This is a genomic window from Cellulomonas wangleii, assembly GCF_018388445.1.
Lineage (GTDB): Bacteria > Actinomycetota > Actinomycetes > Actinomycetales > Cellulomonadaceae > Cellulomonas > Cellulomonas wangleii.
This window is the reverse complement of the sequence record NZ_CP074405.1, coordinates 3,197,289-3,214,447: the sequence shown is the minus strand read 5'-3', so window position 1 is coordinate 3,214,447 and position 17,159 is coordinate 3,197,289. Positions and strand designations below refer to the sequence as shown.

Below are 17,159 nucleotides of genomic sequence, written 5' to 3'. Positions count from 1 at the left end.
CGGTTTCGGCGTCCGGATCACGGTGGCGGCGACCGGATCCGCGTCGCCGACGACCTGCCGGGGTGCCCGATGTGTCAGATTCAGTACCAAGACGTACGCCCCGCCGCGGACCAAGTGACATGACTCGGAGGCTCGGGGCGGTCACACATGGGAGGTATCCAGTGTCCACCGCACACTCGTCAGAGGCCGAAGCACTCCTCACGCCGTCCGAGGTCGCGACCCTGTTCCGGGTCGACCCGAAGACCGTGACCCGCTGGGCCAAGTCCGGCAAGCTCTCCTCGATCCGCACGCTCGGCGGCCACCGCCGGTACCGCGAGTCCGAGGTCCGTGACCTGCTGAACGGCGTCCCGCAGCCCAGGACGACCCCGCAGTCCTGAGGTCCGGCGCAGGGGGCACCAGCGTCGACGTGTTGCGCGCACCGCGGGGGAGTGTGCGAGACGTCCCGACGCCGGCCTCCGGCACCAGGCCTCCGGCACGCACGACGGCCGCGGTCGGACCACCCGGATCACCCGGGTGGCTCGACCGCGGCCGTCGGCGTCGTGCCTGCGGTGCGCGCGTCCTGAGTCCAGCGTGGCCCTGAGTCCGGCGTGGTCCTCAGTCCCGCGTGTCCCTCAGTCCCGCGTGGCGCGGCGCACGATGCCCACGACCACCAGTGCCACGACGACACCGGCAACCACGAGCACCTTGCGCGCGCGGGCGCGGTCCTCGGGCAGGGCTGCCGGGTCCGTCGCGTCGAAGACGAGGCGGCGGCCCCGGTCCTTGGCCCGCTCGGCCTGCCGGCGCGGGTCGACCCGGTCGACGAGCGCGTCGACGGTCTCGGCCAGCTGCGCGCGGGCGAGGGCCGCCTCGGCCGTGAGCGTGCCGATGTCGGTCGCGGGTGTCGGCGTGATCTCCTCGGCGCTCACCGGTGCATCCCCTTCTTGACGGTCTCGACGTCCTCCTGCAGGTTCTCCATGGCCTGGTCGGGCACGGGCGGCATGCCCTTCTGCAGGCGCTTGACGCCCAGCAGGCCCAGCACCGCGGTGATCGCCAGCAGCACGAGCGAGACGATCAGCGCCGCCAGCCAGGGCGACACCGCGTTGGACAGGCCCAGGATGGCCGTCGTGATGAGGGTGCCGAGCGCGTACAGCGCCAGCACTGCCGCACCGGCGACGAGGCCGATGCCGATGCCCGCCTGCGTGGCCTTGGCGGTCACCTCGGCCTTCGCCAGGCTGATCTCGGCGCGGACGAGACGCGTGGCCTGCTCGCTCAGATCGGAGACGAGGCGACCGAGCGACCGGGGGTCCTCGGGTGCATCGGGGCGGGCATCGCTCGCCCAGCCGGAGTGCGTTGCCATTTTCGACGACCTTCCTCACCTGCGGAGACGGGTGCTGCGACGGTCTTCAGTCTGCCCGTAGGAGCAGGTGCGCGCGAGGGCGGCGCCCCGCGACGCGCCGCGAGGGAGGTCGTCGGTGCCGTGCGGGGTCAGTCGACCCAGGGGTGCACGAGCTCCTCGGCGGGGTGGGTGCTCGACGGCGCGGGGATCACGGGGCCGGCGGCCGGGAGCTTCGCGCGGCCCCAGGCGGCCGCGCCGGCGGCGAGCAGCACCAGCGCTGCGCCCACCAGCAGGGCGGAGAGCCACAGCGGCAGCGCCGTGGCCAGGCCGAACACCGCACCGAGGGCGAAGAGCGCGATGCCGATCACGGTCAGGAGGGCCGCGACGGCGAAGGCGATCGCGGACGGCCGGATACGCACCGCCCGCGTCCGCACGCTGCGACCGACGGCGTCGAGCTCGTGCTGGACCGCGGCCCGCACCTTGTCCTCCGCGCGCTCGATGCGGTCCCGCGCGCGCTCGGCGAGGGGGTCGGTGAGGCGGTCGAGGATGCGGGGGCGGGGGCGGTCGGTCGTCGTGGTCACGGTCGTGTCCTCGGTCGATGGGAGCTGTGTCTCCACGGTAGGCGCGCAGGCCCGCGCGGCGAACGGGACGATGGGCCCGACTCGGACGGGTGACCGGCTCGCCGCGGGCCCCGGAGTGTCGCGGGCCCGGGCGCGGCGGGTCCGTGGCCGTGGGTCTCTGGCGCCGCGGGGCGGGGCGCCGGTGCGGACCCGCCACCGTCCAGCGCGACGCGTGCGCGTGCCGGGCGTGCGGCGTGGCGGGCGCGCTGCGGCGACGGCGGGGCCGGGGCTCGGGGGGCGCGGTGCCGGCACGATCAGGGCGGGGTGCGTCGTCGCACGGTCCCGGACATGCCGACGGCCCCGGCGGGCGTCCCGCGGGGCCGTCTGAGGTGGCTCCGACCGGCGTCGATCCGGTGACCTTTCGATTTTCAGTCGAACGCTCTACCAACTGAGCTACAGAGCCTCGCAACGAGGAAGCCGACCTCTCGGTCGGCCCTCGCAGCGACCCCGACGGGACTTGAACCCGCGACCTCCGCCGTGACAGGGCGGCGCGCTAACCAACTGCGCTACGGGGCCTCGTGGTGACCGGAGCCACCCTAAGCCTTACTGCTGAACTGCTCGTACCCCCAACGGGATTCGAACCCGTGCTACCGCCGTGAAAGGGCGGGGTCCTAGGCCGCTAGACGATGGGGGCGGGTTGTCCGCCCCTGACGTCGAGGCGTCGGAAGACCGGTGATGAGCATACGGGCTGCCGGCCGGAACTCCAAAGTCGATGCGTCTGCGCAGGTCAGGTGGGGTGCGGATGGTTCGTGCCGCGCACGCGGGGACAGAGTGCGGGGCGGTTGCGGGCCGCGCCCGGCAGGATGGTCCCGTGGTCGAGATGACGCGTGACGAGTTCGAGGACGCGGTCCGTGACGCCCTGGACGAGATCCCCGAGGAGCTCGCGGCGATGATGGACAACGTCGTCGTGCTCGTCGAGGACGAGGCGCCGGCCGACGAGCCGGAGCTGCTGGGCCTCTACGAGGGCACCCCGCTGACCGAGCGGGGCGAGTTCTGGGCTGCCGGGTCCCTGCCGGACCGGATCTTCGTCTACCGGCTGCCGACCCTCGCGATCTGCGAGGACCGGGACGAGGTCGTCGAGGAGGTCGCGATCACCGTGGTGCACGAGATCGCCCACCACTTCGGCATCGACGACGACCGGCTGCACGCCCTGGGGTGGGCGTAGCCCGGGTCGCCGGGGCACCGGCCCCCGGCAGGTATCATCGCCATGTGACGATGACAGCCGTAAGTGCGTCGGCCGCCGCCACGCAGGACGCACCACTCGATGACCACCCGCACGCCGACGTCGCGCAGATCCTGCACGCGCTCGCCGAACCCACCCGGCTGTCGCTGGTCCACACGCTCGCGGGCGGGACGTACCGGGTCGTCGAGCTGACGTCGACCCTGGGCCTCGCGCAGTCGACCGTGTCCGCGCACCTGGCCGTCCTGCGTCTGGCGGGCCTGGTCACCGCCACGCCCGAGGGGCGGGCCACGCGCTACGCGCTGGCCGACCCGGAGATCGACGAGGTGCTCGCGGCCGCCGAGCGGTTCGTGGCGCGGCAGCGCGAGGGCCAGGCGCCGGGGGCGGGGTCCTCGACGTGGCAACACCTCGAGGCGGCCCGTCGCGGGCTCGCAGCGGGAGGGGGCGACGGCAGGCTCGCGGAGCGGGCCGGCGGGTGAGCGCGCACCGGCACGACCACGCGACGGCGGCCGGCGGGCATCGCGGACGTCTGGCGTCCGTGCTGGCGCTCACGCTCGGCGTCATGGTCGTCGAGGTGGTCGGCGGTGTGGTGTCGGGGTCGTTCGCGCTGATCGCGGACGCGGGGCACATGCTCACCGACGCGTCGGGGCTGGCGGTGGCGCTCGGGGCGAGCGTGCTGGCCGCGCGGCCGGCGACGTCCCGGCGCACCTTCGGGTGGCAGCGTGCCGAGATCCTGGCGGCGCTGGCGAACGGGCTGGTCGTCGCGACGGTCGGGGTCCTGGTGCTGATCGGCGGCATCCGCCGCATCCTGCAGCCCACCGAGGTGGAGCCCGGGCTGATGCTGGGGGTCGCCCTGCTCGGGCTGGCCGCCAACGCCGTGGGCATGCTGCTGCTGCGGCGCGGGCGCCACGAGTCGCTCAACGTGCGCGGTGCCTACCTCGAGGTGCTGGGCGACGCGCTCGGCTCCGTCGCGGTCGTCGTCGCCGCGCTCGTCACGCTGACCACGGGCTTCACGCGAGCCGACGGCATCGCGTCGGTCGCGATCGCGGCGCTCGTCGTGCCGCGGGCGGTCCTGCTGCTGCGCGAGGTCGTCGCGGTCCTGCTGGAGTCGGCACCCGAGGGCGTCGACCTCGACGTGGTCCGTGCGCACATCGCGGGCGTCCCGGGCGTCGTCGGGGTCCACGACCTGCACGCGTGGACCATCACGTCGGGGGTGCCGGTGCTCTCCGCGCACGTGGTCGTCGCCGACGAGGAGCTCGACCGGGCCGGGACCGGGCGCGTGCTGAGCCAGCTGCGCACGTGCCTGTCGGGGCACTTCGACGTCGAGCACTGCACCTTCCAGCTGGAGCCCGCCTCGCACGTCGACGAGGCGGGCCTGCACCCCTGACGCCCGAGCGTGGCGGGTACCGTGGGTGCCATGGTGCGCATCGGGGTGGTGCTGCTGCCGCAGGAACGGTGGGCGAGCGCACGGACGCGCTGGCAGCGGGCGGAGGAGCTCGGCTTCGACCACGCGTGGACCTACGACCACCTGGCCTGGCGCGACCTCGCCGACGAGCCGTGGTTCGCCACCGTCCCGCTCCTGGCGGCGGCCGCGGCGGTGACCGAGCGCATCGGCCTGGGCACCTGGGTCGCCTCACCCAACTTCCGCCACCCCGTGCCGTTCGCCAAGGACGTCATGGGCCTGGACGACGTCTCCGCGGGCCGGTTCGTCCTCGGGCTCGGCGCCGGCGGCGAGGGCTGGGACGCGAGCGTCCTCGGACCCCCGCCCACGCGCGGCGAGCGCACGCGGCGGTTCGCCGAGTTCGTCGAGCTGCTCGACGCGCTGCTCACGCAGCCCGTGACGGAGCACTCCGGCGAGTTCTACACGGCGCAGGCCGCGCGGATGGTGCCCGGCACCCTCGCCCGGCCCCGCACGCCGTTCGTCGTCGCCGCCAACGGCCCGCGGGCCATGGCGCTCGCCGCCCGGTACGGGCAGGGGTGGGCGACGTACGGCCCCGGGACGGGCGTCGGCGACGGGGTCGACGCCGCGACCGCGCAGGAGACCTGGTGGGACGGGCTCGCGGGGATGGCGGACGCGTTCGACCAGGTCGCCGGCGACCGTCCGGTCGGCCGCTGGCTCAGCCTCGACGGCGCGCCCCGGTTCTCGCTCACGTCCGCGGCGCTCGCCGTCGAGGGCGTCGAGCGCGCGGCGGCGCTGGGCTTCGGGGACGTCGTCGTGCACTGGCCCCGGGCGTCGGGGGTCTACGCGGGGGACGAGCGTGAGCTCGAGCGGTTCGCCGCGGAGCTGCCCCGGCTGCAGGCGCTGCAGCCCGCCACGCGCTGAGGTCCGGCGGCGGGGTCGGTCCGTCGCTCCCGGGTGGGCCGGCGGGTCGGCTCGCCGGCGGGGTGTCAGCGGCGGTGGGCCGCCCAGGCCGTGGCGACCATCTGCTCGGGGGTGTGGCGCATCGCCCAGTCGAGGTCCCGCGCGGCGGCCTCGCCGGACGCGACGATCCGGGCGGGGTCGCCGGCGCGGCGCGGGCCGACCTCCGGGGTGAAGTCGATCCCCGTGACGTGGGCGACGGTCGTCATGATCTGCGCGACCGACAGCCCGTCCCCCGACCCCAGGTTGTAGACGGGGTCCAGCGTGCGGCCGTCGGCCAGGGCGCGCGCCGCGGCGACGTGGGACACCGCGAGGTCCGCCACGTGCACGTAGTCGCGCACGCACGTGCCGTCCGGCGTCGGGTAGTCGGTGCCGTTGATGCGGGGCGTCCGGCCCGCTGCCAGGGCGTCGAGCACCAGCGGGAAGAGGTTGTGCGGGCTGGAGTCGTACAGGTCGGGTGCGCCGGAGCCGACGACGTTGAAGTACCGCAGCGACGTGTGGCGCAGGCCCGTGGCCACGCCCTGGTCGCGCAGCAGCCACTCGCCCACGAGCTTGGACTCGCCGTACGGCGACTCCGGTGCGGTCGGGGTGGCCTCGGTGACCACGTCGACGTCGGGTGTGCCGTACACGGCCGCGGACGACGAGAAGACGATCTGCCCGACTCCCGCGTCGGCCATCGCGGCGAGCAGGTGGGCCGTGCCGGTGACGTTCTGCTCGTACGTGTGCAGCGGCCGCTGCACCGAGACGCCCGCGTACTTGAAGCCCGCCAGGTGCACGACGCCGGTGACACCGTGCTCGACGAGCGCGGTGCGCACGGCGTCGGTGTCGACGACCGACGCCTCGACGAACGGCACGTCCGCGGGGACGAACTCCGCGTGCCCGCTCGACAGGTCGTCGAGCACGACCGGCCGCAGCCGATCGTCGCCCGTGGTCCGCACCGCGACCTGGAATGCCCGCACCACGTGCGCCCCGATGTACCCCGCCCCGCCCGTCACCAGCCACGTCATGGCCGCGAGCATAGCCGCCCGAACCCGCTGATCCCACAGAAGCACACAGGATCGAACACATCTGCACACCCCCGGAGTGCCCCGGGGATCACGGGGTGGGACGGCGTGATCCCGCGTACGCTTCCAGAACCCCCACGTCCGCCCTGGTGACGGTCGCGGCGGGCGGGGCACCCGGGGCGGGTGCCGGGGCGGGACGACGACGGGGCGGGCGCGCGTGGGCCGGAGCACGGGGATGACGGCGCGACGCCGGTACGACACCACGGCGGCGCGGGCCAGCCGGGCCGTGCTGCGGACCTACTCCACGTCGTTCGGGATCGGCACGCGACTGCTCCCGCCGCGCTCGCGGGCGGACATCGAGGCCGTCTACGCCCTGGTCAGGCTCGCGGACGAGGTCGTCGACACGTACCGCGGCCCCGATGCGGACGACGAGCTCGACGAGCTCGAGGCCCAGACGGCCCGTGCCCTGGTGACCGGCTACTCGACCAACGTCGTCGTGCACGCCTTCGCGCGCGCCACGCGCCGCACCGGCATCGGGCACGACGAGATCGACCCTTTCTTCGCGTCCATGCGCGCCGACCTGTCCGTGCGCGAGCACGACCGTGCGTCGTACGACACGTACGTGTACGGCTCGGCCGAGGTCGTCGGCGTCATGTGCCTCAAGGTCTTCCTGTCCGCCGACCGCCGCCCCGGCGACCCGGTCGTGCAGCCGTCGCCGCAGGCGGTCGCGGGCGCCCGGGCCCTGGGCGCCGCGTTCCAGAAGGTCAACTTCCTGCGGGACCTGGGCGCCGACCACGGCGACCTCGGGCGGTCGTACCTGCCGGGCGTCGACGCCGGTCGGCTGACCGACGGTGACGTGCACGCCGTGCTCGACGAGGTCCGCGACGACCTGGCGACCGCGCGCGCCGCCCTGCCGCTGCTGCCGCCGCGGGCACGCTGCGCCGTCGAGGCGACCACCGCGCTGTACGACCGTCTGCTGCGGGACCTCGCGGCCACCCCTCCCGAGGACCTCACCCAGCGCCGTGTCCGCGTGCCGGGCCCGGTCAAGGCGGTCGTGGTGGGGCGCGTCGTGGCCGGTGCGCTCGTCCGCGAGGGCACGCAGCGCGTCCGGCGGGTGGTGGGCGCATGACCACGCAGCACCCGGTGCCGGGTGCGGTGCGGGACCCGCAGGGCGCTCACGCCGGCCGTGCCGTCCGCGTCGTCGTGATCGGCGGGGGTGTCGGCGGCCTGACGACGGCCGCGCTGCTCGCGCGCGGCGGTGCGCACGTGACCCTCCTCGAGCGGCACGAGCAGCTCGGGGGGCGCACGGGCACGTGGTCGGTCGACGGGTTCCGGTTCGACACCGGTCCGTCGTGGTGGTTCATGCCCGAGGTGTTCGAGCACACGTTCGCGCTGCTGGGGCGTCGTGTCGAGGACCACGTCGACCTGCAGCGGCTCGACCCCGCGTACCGGCTGTTCCCCGAGCCCGGCGCGGGCGTCGACCCGTTCGACGTGGTGGCCGACCCGTTCGTCAACGCCGCGACCTTCGACGCCGTCGAGCCGGGTGCCGGCGCCGCGATCCGCCGGTACGTCGCGGACGCGGGCGAGGCGTACCGCACCGCGCTCGACCACTTCCTGTACACGACCTTCGAGCGGCCCGACCGCGCACTGTCGCGCGACGTCCTGCGTCGCTCCGGGACGCTGGCCGGGCTGCTGACGCAGACCCTCGCGGACCGGATCGCCCGGACGGTCGAGCACCCGGTGCTGCGCCAGGTGCTGGGGTACCACGCCGTGTTCCTCGGGTCCTCGCCGTACCGGGTCCCGGCGCTGTACTCCCTCATGAGCCACCTCGACCTCGGCGAGGGCGTGTACTACCCCCGCGGGGGCATGTACACCCTGGTCGAGGCCCTGGCGGCGGCGGCCGTCGAGGAGGGCGTCGTCGTGCGCACGGGCGCCGACGTCGTCGCCGTCGAGGTCGACGACGCGCCGCGCAGCGTGCGGCACCCCCGCCGCCGGGGCGTCGCCCGCGGGGTGAGGCTGGCGGACGGCACGGTCGTCCCCGCCGACGTCGTGGTCTCCGGCGCCGACCGGCACCACACCGAGACGGCGCTGCTGACCCCGCAGCACGCGGACCTGCCCGCCGGGGCGTGGGAGAGCCGCGGGCCGGGCATCTCCGCTCTCCTGGTCATGGCCGGCGTGCGCGGCGAGCTGCCCGAGCTGCGGCACCACTCGCTGTTCTTCACGCGCGACTGGCCCGGCAACTTCGACGCGATCCTCGGGCCCGGGCGGGCCACGCCGCCCGACGGGCTGCGTGTGCCCGACGTCGCGTCCCTCTACGTCTCGCGGACCACCGCGTCCGACCCGACCGCGGCGCCGCCGGGGCACGAGAACCTGTTCGTCCTGGTGCCGTTCCCCGCCGACCCGGCGATCGGGACGCGGCCCGGCGAGCTCGACGCGCACGCGGACCGGTACCTCGACCAGCTCGGCGCGTGGGCGGGCGTCCCGGACCTGCGCGAGCGCGTCGTGGTGCGGCGCGTCGTCGGGCCGGCGGACCTCGCCCGCGACCTGTCGGCGTGGCGTGGCACCGCCCTGGGCATGGAGCACACGCTGCGGCAGTCGGCCATGTTCCGGCCCGGCGTCGCGTCGGCCCGGGTGCCCAACCTGCTGCACGTCGGCGGGGGCACCGTGCCGGGCGTGGGGCTGCCGATGGTGCTCATCGGCGCGGAGCTCGTGGCCAAGAGGCTGCTGGGGGAGACCTCCTCACGGCCGCTGCCCGCGCCGCTGCGACCCGGGTACCTGGCGTCCGCGCTGCCGCGCGGGCTGTGGTCCGACGTCACGGCGGGGCGTGCATGATCACGTTCGCCTACCTCGGGGCGCTGCTGGTCTCGATCGGCTGCCTCGCGCTCATCGACCGCCGGTTCGGCCTGGCCTTCTGGTACGACGCCCGCCGGTCCGCGTGGACCGTCGGCCTCGGCGTCGTCGGGTTCCTGCTGTGGGACGTCGCCGGGCTGCTGCTGGGGATCTTCGCGCGCGGGGACTCGCCGCACATGACCGGGCTGCTGCTGGCGCCCGAGCTGCCGGTCGAGGAGGCGTTCTTCCTCACGCTGCTCTGCTACGTCGGGCTGCTGGCGTGGCGGTGGTTCGACCGGACGGCCGAGCACCGTGCCGCGGGGCGGGGGCCGTCGTGACGAACATCGTGCTCAACGTCCTCGTGCTCACGGCGCTGACCGCCGTCTCCTGGTCGGTGCTGCGTCGGATGCGCGGGTGGGCGCTGTTCTGGGCTGTCGTGCACCTGTGCGTGCTCACCGCCGTCTTCGACACGATCATGATCGACGTCGGCCTGTACGTCTTCGACCCCGCCAAGATCCTCGGCTTCTACGTCTGGGGCGCGCCGCTGGAGGACTTCGCGTACGCGATCGCCGCGGCCGTGTTCGTGCCCGTGCTGTGGCGGGTGCTCGGACGCTCGTCGCGCACGGCGTCACGCCCGGACGGCGCGCACGGCGCCGAGAGCACGCACGCCTGATGCGCGAGGTGCTGGCCGCGTCGCGGCCCTTCTCCTGGGTGAACACCGCCTACCCGTTCGCCGCGGGATGGCTCATGGCCACCGACGGGCGCGTCGACGTGCGGCTGGTCGTCGGGACCCTGTTCTTCCTGATCCCGTACAACCTGCTGATGTACGGGATCAACGACGTGTTCGACTACGCGTCCGACCTGGCCAACCCGCGCAAGGGCGGGATCGAGGGCGGGCTGGTCGACCCGTCGCGGGCGCGCGCGGTGCACCGGCGCATCCTCGTGGCCTGCGTCGTCACGACCGTCCCGTTCGTCGTGTGGCTGCTGGCGCTCGGGTCGCCGCTGGCCGGCGTCGTGCTGCTGCTGGTGCTGTTCGACGTGGTCGCCTACTCGGCGCCGCGCCTGCGGTTCAAGGAGCGACCCGTCCTGGACTCGTTCTCGTCGGCCGTGCACTTCGTCGGGCCGCTGCTGTACGCGCTGGTCCTGGCGGGCGCCGACCTGGGCGCGCGGACCACCTGGCCCGTGCTCGTGGCGTTCCTGCTCTGGGGGATGGCGTCGCACGCGTTCGGTGCCGTGCAGGACGTCCGCGCGGACCGCGCCGGTGGGCTCGCGTCGATCGCCACGGTGCTGGGGGCCCGGCCCACGGTGCTGGCGGCCACCGCCGCGTACGTCGCCGCCGCGGCCGTGCTGCTGGTGCTGCCGTGGCCCGGCGTCCTGGCGGCGCTGCTGCCGCTGCCGTACGCCGTGAGCACCTGGCGGTTCCGCGGCGTCACCGACGAGGACTGCGAGCGTGCCAACGCGGGGTGGCGCACGTTCCTGTGGCTCAACCTGCTCACCGGGTTCCTGGTGACGATGCTGCTCATCGCGATCGCCCTGACCTGACCCGCGCCGGGCCGGGCCGGGCCGGGCCGGGCCGCAGGGTCAGCCCAGCAGGACGTCCCGCACCGTCGGCGCCTCCGGGACGGTGTGCTCCACGACCACGGGGTCCCCGGCGCGCACCGAGCCGCGGTGCACCACCCGCAGGTAGGCGCCCACCCGGGCGGCGTCGCGGAACCGCCGGACCCAGCCGCGCTCGTCGTCGCCGCCCACCCAGCGGGCGAACGTCGCGCACGGGGTCCGCGGCCCGGTGACCTCGAGCACCACGTCGTCACCGAGGCGCCAGCGGTCCCCGATCCGCGCCGCGTTCGGGTCGAGGCCCTCGATCCGCAGGTTCTCCCCGAACCACCCGGGCGGCAGCTCGCGGCCCAGCTCGGCCTCCCAGTACGCGGCGTCGTCCTGCCCGTAGACGTACACCGCCTGGTCCGGGCCGCCGTGGTACTTGCGGTCGGCCTGCACGTCGGCACGCAGCCCGTACGGTCCCACGCGCACGGGCCGGGACACGGCGCGCTTGTCGATCGCGGTGACCCCCACGGGACCCGGGTCCGGGCGCAGGGCGTGGACGACGCACACGGCGAGGATCGAAGCCATCGGACCAGGGTAGGTGTGCCGGGCGTCGCGGCCGACGCCCACGCACCGAGCCATGGGCGGCGGGTGCCCGGACGGCTCACGGGTGACCGTCAGCGGCTGCGGTCGACCACCAGGTCCTGCCGCCGGGTGCCCGTGGCGGGCGCGGCGCCGGTGCTGCCGCGGACCGTCAACGACGTGGCGAGCTCGACGTGCCGGGACGCGGGCCACGTCCCGGCGGCCATGGTGAGCAGGGCCTGCACCGCCATCTGCCCCATGCCCTCGAGGTGCTGGTGGACGGTGGTCAGCGGCGGCGTCGTCCAGGCCGCCTGGGACGTGTCGTCGAAGCCGGTGACGCTCAGGTCGTCAGGCACCCGGATGCCGAGCGCGTGCGCGGCCGCGAGCACCCCGACGGCGAGCTCGTCGTCGGCGGCCATGAGGGCCGTGGGCGGGTCGGCCGACGTCAGCAGGTCGTGCGCGTGCCGGGCGCCCGTGGCGACGTCGAACTGGTCGGCGCGCACGAGCGCCGGGTCGACCGTGAGCCCGGCGGCGTCCATGGCGGCGTTGAAGCCGTAGAAGCGGTCCTGCGCGGCACCCGACGCCTCGGGCCCGCCGATCCACCCGATGCGCCGGTGGCCGAGGGCGATGAGGTGCTCGGCGGCCGCGCGGGCGCCGGCCCAGTTGGACGACGCGACGCTGACCATGCGCTCGTTGGTGGTGTCCACGGGGTCGACCATGACGAAGGGGATGCCGGCGTCGGCCGCGGCGTCGATGAGCGCGTCCGGTGCGGACAGCGTCAGCCCTGCGATCCCGACGACCCCGCTCGCGCGCTGCTCGGCGATCCACTCGCGGGCGACGGTGCGCCGGCGCCGGGCGCCCAGGTCCGGCGCCAGGCGGGTCACCAGGTCCAGCCGGGCGTCCGTCGCCGCGGCCAGGATCCCCTCGAGGACCTTGAGGATGTACGGGGAGGCGGGCAGGTCGAACACGACCGCGACGGCGCGCCGCTGCGTGAGGAGCGCACCCGCCGTGGTCGGCCGGTAGTCGAGCTCGGCGACCGCCGCGAGGACCCGCTCCCGGGTGGCACCGGCGACGTCGTCGCGCCCGTTCAGGGCCTTGGAGACCGTCGCCTTCGAGACGCCTGCGACGGCCGCGACGTCCTGGAGGGTCGCCCGGCGGCCTGTCGGTCCTGCGTCCACGGTTCTCCTCGGTCTCGACGCACACGTGCGGGGTGCCGCACCTGGCCGCAGGCTAGACCCGTGGACGCTGGCGCGAAAAGATTTCGACGGCGCGTCGGCCAGGGATGCGGGTGCACGCCGCGAGGCGCCCCCGGCGGCGGAGCCGGGGCGACAGCGCCCCCGGCGAGTCCACTGCTCTGGCGCGACGTCTGTCGCCCCGGGGCCGGTAGCGACCAGCCCTCGTGATGCGGAACCACGTGCGAAACAGTTTCGCGCGCGGGTGCGTATCCCGGCGCGGTCGGTCGCACCGACGGGCCGACAGGTCGCCTCCTGCCGGCGGGTCGGCGCCGTGAGAGGCGGCGGCGCGCAGGATCGCCGTGCGGGGACGGTGACACCGTCGTACGGTCGCGGGAGCCGGACGGCCGGCACGCAGGACGGGAGCAGCGTGGCGGACATGACGGTCGGGCAGGCCGCGCGGGCGCTGTTCCGCGGGCCCGGAGGGATCGTGCGGGCCGTCGGCGTCGCGTGCGTGCTCGTGGCGGTCGTCGTGCGGGGGCCGGTCGACACCGCCCTGTTCGCGCTGGTGCTGGCGGGGCTGGTGGCGCCACCGGCCGCAGGGGCGCCGCGCGCCCTGGACGCGGCGTACGGCATCGGCCTGATCGTCGCCGCCTGGTCCGGTGCGCTCGACCTCTACCAGTCGGTCGGCTGGCTCGACGTCGTCATGCACCTCGTCGTGACGGGGCTCGTCGCCGCCGTGGCGCACCTGCTGCTCGCGCGGCGGACCGGTGCCGCGCTCGACCCGGCGGCCGCGGCGGGCGGCGGGCAACGGGCGGGGGTCGTGGCCGTCACGGCGTCGCTGGGCCTGGCGCTGAGCGTGCTGTGGGAGATCGGCGAGTACCTGGGCAACACCTACGTCGACGACACCATCTACGTGGGGTACGCCGACACGATCGGGGACCTCGTCGCCGGCGGGATCGGCTCGGCGGTCGCCGGGCTGTGGCTGACCGCAGCGCGGGCGACTGGCCGCGCGGGGTCGGGACCCTCGACGTAGCCTGCGGCGATGAGCGACCCATTGCCGCCACGCGCGCGCGCCGCGCGTGAGCCGGCACCCCGGCACGCGCGGAGGCGGACGGTACGGAGCCGGGGTGTCCTGCTCGTGCTGTGCGCGCTGCTGTCGGTGGGAAGCGGGACGCTCGCGGCCGACCACGAGCGGGGCGCACCGGTCGACGCCGCGCCGTCACCGGCCGCACCGTCACCGGCCGCACCGTCGTCGGCCGCACCCTCGTCCGCACCGTCCCCCACGCCGTCCTGCACACCGGCGTCGCTGGAGCAGCGTGCTGCGGCGACGCTCGTCGTCGGGCTGCCGGGGGTCGTCGACGCCGACGAGCCGCTCGCGCGGGACGTGGTCGGCCTGGGGGTGGGTGGGGTGTTCCTCTCGGAGTCGAACGTGCGCAGCCGCGCGCAGGTCGCCGAGCTGTCCGCCGGCCTGCGGGCCGCTGCCGGGCGACCGCTGCTCGTGTCCACCGACGAGGAGTCGGGGCGGGTCGCGCTCATGCGCGACGTCGTCGGGGCCGGCCCGTCCCCGCGGCGCCTCGCCCAGCGCGAGACGCCCGAGCAGGTGCGCGCCCGGGCGGCGACGACCGGGCAGGCGCTCGTGGCCGTGGGCGTGAACCTGGACCTGGCGCCCGTGCTGGACCTCGACGACGGGCCGTCGGGAGGGGTGATCGGCGACCGGTCGTTCAGCGCCGACCCCGCGGTCGCGTCCCGCTACGGGCTGGCCTACGCGGCAGGGCTGGCCGACGCCGGCGTGACGCCCACGGTCAAGCACTTCCCCGGGCACGGTCGCTCCCGCGTCGACTCGCACCGGGCGTCGGACGTCGTGGACGCGGGCCTGGACGAGCTGACCGCGACCGACCTGGTGCCGTTCCGGGACGCCGTCGCCGCCGGTGTGCCGGTCGTCATGCTCAACCACCTGCAGTACGCGGCCCTCGACCCGGACCTGCCGGCGTCGCTCAGCCCGCGTGCGTACGCCCTGCTGCGCGAGATGGGCTTCACGGGGGTGGCGATCACCGACTCGGTCGGCATGGGTGCGGTCAACCTGCGGTGGGACTTCCCCGCGGCGGCCGTCCAGGCCGTGGCCGCCGGCGCCGACGCGGTCCTGGCCACGGACGGGGCGCACGCGGTCCGCATGCGCGACGCCCTGGTGGAGGCGGTGCGCAGCGGGCGGCTGCCCGAGGAGCGGCTGTCCGAGGCAGCCGCCCGCGTGACCGCGCTCGCGGGCGGCGACCCCGTGGCCATGGGGTGCGTCGACGTCGACCTGCCGCAGCCTGCGACGGCGCCGGTACCGACGCCCTGACGGCAGCCGGGCGCGGGCCGGGCCGGACCCGCGCACCCGCCGCCGCGGTCAGTCCTGCTTGGCGGCACCCCACCCGTGCCAGCGGTCGATCTCCACGCGGACGCTGACCCGCGCACGGTCCCGCACGGGGTACGGCTTGCCGCCGTAGTGCGTGGACAGGCGGTCGATGTCCACCAGGTCCACGTCGTCGACGATCTCGACGACCCGGCCCTGCACGCTCACGTGCGTGTACCAGTCGTGCTCGGCCAGCGCGGTCAGCGAGACGTGCGGGTTCTCCCGCAGGTGCCGCAGGCGCGCCCGGGACGCGTCGAGGTTGAGCAGCACCCGGCCGTCGTCCTCCAGCAGGTACCAGGTGGCGACGGTGACGGGGTACCCGTCGGGGTGCACGGTGGCCATGACGGCCGGGTTGGGCCGGGTGAGCAGCTCGATGACGTCGGCGGGCAGCGGGGGCTGGGGCACGGTGGGTCCTTCCGGTGGGTCGGGTGTCACCCCATCCTCGTGCCGGATCGTGTCGCCGCGACCCGGGGCGACGTGCGTCGTCCGGTGCCGTCCGCGCGCCGCCCCCTGGCCGTCCCGTCCCGGGTCGGCCGCCCGACGATCAGAGCAGCGCGCGTGCCCGGTCGTACTGCGGCGGGAGCGGCAGGTCGGCACCGAGCGCGACGGCCGCGCGGTGCGGCCAGAACGGGTCGACCAGCAGCGGCCGCGCCAGCGCCACGGCGTCGGCGGACCCGTCGGCGACGACGCGCTCGGCGTGGGCGGGGTCGGTGATGGCGCCCACCGCGATCGTCGGCAGCCCTGCCTCGGCCCGCACGCGCGCGGCGAACGGCACCTGGTAGCCCGGCTCGACCGGCACGTGCACGCCGGGCAGGTTGCCGCCGGTGGACACGTGCACCATGTCGACGCCGAGCGGCGCGAGGTCGCGGGCGAGGCGCACGGTGTCGTCGGCTGTCCACCCGGCGGGCTCGACCCAGTCGGTCGCCGAGACGCGGACCAGCAGGGGCATGCCGTCGGGGATCGCGGCCCGCACCGCCGACGTCACCTCGCGCACCAGGCGGGTGCGGCCGTCGAAGCCGCCGCCGTACCCGTCGTCGCGCACGTTGGAGTCCGGGGAGCAGAACTGGTGCAGCAGGTACCCGTGCGCGGCGTGCACCTCGACCACGTCGTACCCCGCCGCGACCGCGCGGCGTGCCGCGTCGGCGAAGGCCGCGACGACCCCGGCGATGCCGTCGACCGTCAGCGGCGTGGGCACGGGGTGACCCTCGGCGAACGGCACCGCGCTCGGCCCCACCACGGGCCAGCCGCCGGCGCCGGGGGGCACGGGGGCGCCGCCGTTCCAGGGCGCGTCGGTGCTCGCCTTGCGGCCGGCGTGCGCCAGCTGGACGCCGGCCCGTGCGCCCTGCGCGTGCACCAGCTCCACGACCCGCCGGTGGGCCGCGACCTGGGCGTCGTCCCACAGGCCCAGGTCGAACGGGGTGATCCGTCCCTCCGGGACCACCGCCGTGGCCTCGACGATCACGTGCGCGGCGCCCCCGGCGGCCCGCGCGCCGTAGTGCTGCAGGTGCCACTCGGCCGGGGCACCCGCGTCGGGGCCGTCCGCGACCGCGGAGTACTGGCACATCGGCGCCATCCACACGCGGTGCGCGAACGTGGTCCCGCGCAGGGTCAGGGGCGTGAACAGCGTGGGCATGGGGTCCTTCCGGTGCTGGGTGCCGGCGTGTGCCGGCACCCAGCATCCCCGACGTCACGCGACCGCAGCGCCGTGCGGTGCAGCCCGCGCAGCGCTGGTCGTCGGGCGCTGCCGCACGCTGCCGACGGGCGCTGCGGTCGTCGTGACGGAGGGTCGCCCGGTCGAGCGGCCCGGCAGGTGCCTACCGCGCCGGCTCGTGGCCGGCGCCTGCCCCAGTCTCCCCGGACCAGCCGGACGCCTCGAGCGGCGACAGACCCGGAACGGACTGCCGCCTCAGCGGTGGCAGGCGCAGGGCGGGGACGCTGCGCCGTGCGACACCGAGGGCGACGGCCAGGGTGCGGCCGTCGGTGCGCGGGGTGCGGGGGAGAGCGGTACCGGTCGTCGTGCTCCTCACGGAGCCTCCTCTCCACGACGGACCTGGGTCATCCGTCACCCTCCAGCATCGGCAACCGGATCGCCCGGGTTGACGCCGAGAGGCGGAGTTGGTCCGTCGCCTGGTGCACCACCTGGTGCGGGCATGGTCCGGCGGGC

Annotated in this window: 20 protein-coding genes and 3 tRNA genes; 12 read left to right on the top strand and 11 right to left on the bottom strand. The window is 75.5% G+C overall.

Features of this window, described 5'->3' with window-relative positions; translation table 11 throughout:
• Positions 1-161 precede the first annotated feature (161 nt).
• A complete protein-coding gene (locus KG103_RS14825; protein ID WP_249670615.1) occupies positions 162-377 on the top strand; it encodes a BldC family transcriptional regulator in 216 nt (71 codons plus the stop codon).
• Between the two features lie 234 nt (positions 378-611).
• Here the strand turns inward: KG103_RS14825 and KG103_RS14820 are convergent, their stop codons facing one another.
• From KG103_RS14820 to KG103_RS14795, 6 genes are all read right to left on the bottom strand, one after another.
• Positions 612-905: a DUF3618 domain-containing protein gene (locus KG103_RS14820; protein WP_207339286.1), complete on the bottom strand. Its 294-nt coding sequence runs from the start codon at positions 903-905 to the stop codon at positions 612-614.
• The gene (locus KG103_RS14815) at positions 902-1,336 is read right to left on the bottom strand and encodes a phage holin family protein (protein WP_207339285.1); all 435 of its coding nucleotides are present in this window, start codon (positions 1,334-1,336) and stop codon (positions 902-904) included. The genes KG103_RS14820 and KG103_RS14815 overlap by 4 nt, the downstream gene beginning before the upstream one ends.
• A gap of 128 nt (positions 1,337-1,464) precedes the next feature.
• Positions 1,465-1,896 (bottom strand): phage holin family protein, encoded by a 432-nt coding sequence (locus KG103_RS14810; protein WP_207339284.1) that lies wholly within the window; start codon positions 1,894-1,896, stop codon positions 1,465-1,467.
• Between the two features lie 369 nt (positions 1,897-2,265).
• Positions 2,266-2,338 (bottom strand) — tRNA-Phe (locus tag KG103_RS14805).
• Between the two features lie 39 nt (positions 2,339-2,377).
• Positions 2,378-2,451: transfer RNA gene (locus KG103_RS14800), tRNA-Asp, on the bottom strand.
• A gap of 45 nt (positions 2,452-2,496) precedes the next feature.
• Positions 2,497-2,569: transfer RNA gene (locus tag KG103_RS14795), tRNA-Glu, on the bottom strand.
• 186 nt (positions 2,570-2,755) lie between these two features.
• Between KG103_RS14795 and KG103_RS14790 the strand changes: the two genes are divergently transcribed.
• Genes KG103_RS14790 through KG103_RS14775 form a run of 4 tightly spaced genes read left to right on the top strand, consistent with a single transcriptional unit; the run spans position 2,756 to position 5,438 of the window.
• The gene (locus KG103_RS14790) at positions 2,756-3,100 is read left to right on the top strand and encodes a metallopeptidase family protein (RefSeq protein WP_089798709.1); all 345 of its coding nucleotides are present in this window, start codon (positions 2,756-2,758) and stop codon (positions 3,098-3,100) included.
• A gap of 50 nt (positions 3,101-3,150) precedes the next feature.
• Complete coding sequence (locus KG103_RS14785; protein ID WP_207339874.1) at positions 3,151-3,594, top strand: ArsR/SmtB family transcription factor; 444 nt, start codon at positions 3,151-3,153, stop codon at positions 3,592-3,594.
• Positions 3,591-4,502 (top strand): cation diffusion facilitator family transporter, encoded by a 912-nt coding sequence (locus tag KG103_RS14780; protein ID WP_207339283.1) that lies wholly within the window; start codon positions 3,591-3,593, stop codon positions 4,500-4,502. Before KG103_RS14785 ends, KG103_RS14780 begins: the two co-directional genes overlap by 4 nt.
• A gap of 30 nt (positions 4,503-4,532) precedes the next feature.
• Positions 4,533-5,438, top strand: coding sequence for an LLM class flavin-dependent oxidoreductase (locus KG103_RS14775; RefSeq protein WP_207339282.1), 906 nt, complete (start codon positions 4,533-4,535; stop codon positions 5,436-5,438).
• A gap of 65 nt (positions 5,439-5,503) precedes the next feature.
• Here the strand turns inward: KG103_RS14775 and galE are convergent, their stop codons facing one another.
• Positions 5,504-6,481, bottom strand: coding sequence for a UDP-glucose 4-epimerase GalE (gene galE / locus KG103_RS14770; protein WP_207339281.1), 978 nt, complete (start codon positions 6,479-6,481; stop codon positions 5,504-5,506).
• 232 nt (positions 6,482-6,713) lie between these two features.
• On the opposite strand from galE, the gene KG103_RS14765 reads away from it, so the two are divergent.
• From KG103_RS14765 to KG103_RS14745, 5 genes are read left to right on the top strand one after another with little or no spacing between them, the layout of a single operon-like run.
• A complete protein-coding gene (locus tag KG103_RS14765; RefSeq protein ID WP_207339280.1) occupies positions 6,714-7,607 on the top strand; it encodes a phytoene/squalene synthase family protein in 894 nt (297 codons plus the stop codon).
• Positions 7,604-9,310 (top strand): phytoene desaturase family protein, encoded by a 1,707-nt coding sequence (crtI, locus tag KG103_RS14760; protein WP_242635210.1) that lies wholly within the window; start codon positions 7,604-7,606, stop codon positions 9,308-9,310. The genes KG103_RS14765 and crtI overlap by 4 nt, the downstream gene beginning before the upstream one ends.
• Positions 9,307-9,645, top strand: a complete 339-nt coding sequence (locus KG103_RS14755) for a lycopene cyclase domain-containing protein (RefSeq protein WP_207339279.1) — start codon at positions 9,307-9,309, stop codon at positions 9,643-9,645. The genes crtI and KG103_RS14755 overlap by 4 nt, the downstream gene beginning before the upstream one ends.
• The gene (locus KG103_RS14750; protein WP_207339278.1) at positions 9,642-9,980 is read left to right on the top strand and encodes a lycopene cyclase domain-containing protein; all 339 of its coding nucleotides are present in this window, start codon (positions 9,642-9,644) and stop codon (positions 9,978-9,980) included. The genes KG103_RS14755 and KG103_RS14750 overlap by 4 nt, the downstream gene beginning before the upstream one ends.
• Complete coding sequence (locus tag KG103_RS14745; protein WP_207339277.1) at positions 9,980-10,849, top strand: prenyltransferase; 870 nt, start codon at positions 9,980-9,982, stop codon at positions 10,847-10,849. The genes KG103_RS14750 and KG103_RS14745 overlap by 1 nt, the downstream gene beginning before the upstream one ends.
• A 39-nt stretch (positions 10,850-10,888) precedes the next feature.
• Here the strand turns inward: KG103_RS14745 and KG103_RS14740 are convergent, their stop codons facing one another.
• Both KG103_RS14740 and KG103_RS14735 read right to left on the bottom strand, forming a co-directional pair.
• The gene (locus KG103_RS14740; RefSeq protein WP_207339276.1) at positions 10,889-11,434 is read right to left on the bottom strand and encodes an MOSC domain-containing protein; all 546 of its coding nucleotides are present in this window, start codon (positions 11,432-11,434) and stop codon (positions 10,889-10,891) included.
• 89 nt (positions 11,435-11,523) lie between these two features.
• Positions 11,524-12,606, bottom strand: a complete 1,083-nt coding sequence (locus KG103_RS14735) for a LacI family DNA-binding transcriptional regulator (RefSeq protein WP_249670614.1) — start codon at positions 12,604-12,606, stop codon at positions 11,524-11,526.
• 433 nt (positions 12,607-13,039) lie between these two features.
• Here KG103_RS14735 and KG103_RS14730 point away from each other — a divergent pair, with 433 nt between their 5' ends.
• Both KG103_RS14730 and KG103_RS14725 read left to right on the top strand, forming a co-directional pair.
• The gene (locus tag KG103_RS14730) at positions 13,040-13,636 is read left to right on the top strand and encodes a hypothetical protein (protein ID WP_207339274.1); all 597 of its coding nucleotides are present in this window, start codon (positions 13,040-13,042) and stop codon (positions 13,634-13,636) included.
• 9 nt (positions 13,637-13,645) lie between these two features.
• Positions 13,646-14,941 carry a glycoside hydrolase family 3 N-terminal domain-containing protein gene (locus KG103_RS14725; RefSeq protein WP_207339273.1) on the top strand — a complete coding sequence of 432 codons (1,296 nt, stop codon included), beginning with the start codon at positions 13,646-13,648 and terminating at the stop codon, positions 14,939-14,941.
• Positions 14,942-14,989: 48 nt separating this feature from the next.
• On the opposite strand, the gene KG103_RS14720 is transcribed toward KG103_RS14725, so the two are convergent.
• Together KG103_RS14720 and KG103_RS14715 are read right to left on the bottom strand one after the other, a co-directional pair.
• Positions 14,990-15,400, bottom strand: coding sequence for a TIGR03618 family F420-dependent PPOX class oxidoreductase (locus KG103_RS14720; protein ID WP_207339272.1), 411 nt, complete (start codon positions 15,398-15,400; stop codon positions 14,990-14,992).
• 139 nt (positions 15,401-15,539) lie between these two features.
• Positions 15,540-16,628, bottom strand: coding sequence for an NADH:flavin oxidoreductase/NADH oxidase (locus KG103_RS14715; RefSeq protein ID WP_207339271.1), 1,089 nt, complete (start codon positions 16,626-16,628; stop codon positions 15,540-15,542).
• Between the last annotated feature and the right edge of the window lie 531 nt (positions 16,629-17,159).

Coding starts and splice junctions, on each gene's coding strand:
- KG103_RS14815 (WP_207339285.1), bottom strand. CDS start 1,336: ATGGCAACGCACTCCGGCTGGGCGAGCGATGCCCGCCCCGATGCACCC.
- KG103_RS14790 (WP_089798709.1), top strand. CDS start 2,756: ATGACGCGTGACGAGTTCGAGGACGCGGTCCGTGACGCCCTGGACGAG.
- KG103_RS14785 (WP_207339874.1), top strand. CDS start 3,151: ATGACAGCCGTAAGTGCGTCGGCCGCCGCCACGCAGGACGCACCACTC.
- KG103_RS14775 (WP_207339282.1), top strand. CDS start 4,533: ATGGTGCGCATCGGGGTGGTGCTGCTGCCGCAGGAACGGTGGGCGAGC.
- galE (WP_207339281.1), bottom strand. CDS start 6,481: ATGACGTGGCTGGTGACGGGCGGGGCGGGGTACATCGGGGCGCACGTG.
- KG103_RS14765 (WP_207339280.1), top strand. CDS start 6,714: ATGACGGCGCGACGCCGGTACGACACCACGGCGGCGCGGGCCAGCCGG.
- crtI (WP_242635210.1), top strand. CDS start 7,604: ATGACCACGCAGCACCCGGTGCCGGGTGCGGTGCGGGACCCGCAGGGC.
- KG103_RS14755 (WP_207339279.1), top strand. CDS start 9,307: ATGATCACGTTCGCCTACCTCGGGGCGCTGCTGGTCTCGATCGGCTGC.
- KG103_RS14745 (WP_207339277.1), top strand. CDS start 9,980: ATGCGCGAGGTGCTGGCCGCGTCGCGGCCCTTCTCCTGGGTGAACACC.
- KG103_RS14740 (WP_207339276.1), bottom strand. CDS start 11,434: ATGGCTTCGATCCTCGCCGTGTGCGTCGTCCACGCCCTGCGCCCGGAC.
- KG103_RS14730 (WP_207339274.1), top strand. CDS start 13,040: ATGACGGTCGGGCAGGCCGCGCGGGCGCTGTTCCGCGGGCCCGGAGGG.
- KG103_RS14725 (WP_207339273.1), top strand. CDS start 13,646: ATGAGCGACCCATTGCCGCCACGCGCGCGCGCCGCGCGTGAGCCGGCA.
- KG103_RS14715 (WP_207339271.1), bottom strand. CDS start 16,628: ATGCCCACGCTGTTCACGCCCCTGACCCTGCGCGGGACCACGTTCGCG.